The 605-nt window shown below is 71.2% G+C and carries 1 protein-coding gene; it reads right to left on the bottom strand.

Features of this window, described 5'->3' with window-relative positions:
- Positions 1–605: glycoside hydrolase family 38 C-terminal domain-containing protein (locus CCN42_RS40240; RefSeq protein ID WP_281259577.1), on the bottom strand; the 605-nt coding region annotated here is incomplete at both ends.

The following is a 605-nucleotide window of genomic DNA, read 5'->3' as shown; positions in this document are numbered from 1 at the left end:
GCCGGTGCGGACCGTGCGGGTGACGTCGTGGCCGTACGTCGAGTCGTTGACGAGCGCGACGCCCCAGCCGGGCTCGGCCAGGTGGACGAAGCGGTGGTTGCAGGCCTCGAACTTGGCCGCGTCCCAGGACGTGTTGCCGTGCGTGGGGCGGAAGACGTGCCCGAACTGGGTCTCCGAGGCGTACCGTTCGGCGCGCAGGTCCAGTGGGAAGGCCAGCTTGAGGAACTTCTCCGTCTCGTGCCAGTCGACCTCCGTGTCCAGCACCAGCCGCCGCTCGCGCGGCGCCAGGGACAGCACCTGGGTGACCCGGGAGGCGCCGAAGGACCGTACGACACGCACCGAGCGGCCGTCCTCGCCGGCGGTGACCTCGTCCGCGTCGGTGAGATCGGTGACGGTGTTGCGGTAGAACTCGTCGACGTCCCAGGCGTCCCACATGTTCGGGAAGTCGGGGTGGAGCTGGAGGAGGTTCGCGGCCCGGCCGGGGGCGACGGTCTCGCGGCCGGCCTCGATGTCGTAGGCGGAGACGACGAGACCGCGGGCGTCGATCTCGACCCGGAGCAGGCCGTTGTCCAGGACGAATCCGCCCTCGTCGCGCGGGAGGGGCT

Origin of the sequence: Streptomyces glaucescens (assembly GCF_002154375.1) — a bacterium.
In the GTDB taxonomy this organism is placed as follows: Bacteria; Actinomycetota; Actinomycetes; order Streptomycetales; family Streptomycetaceae; genus Streptomyces; species Streptomyces glaucescens.
The sequence above is the reverse complement of the archived record's forward strand: the minus strand, read 5'-3'. Positions and strand labels throughout refer to the sequence as shown.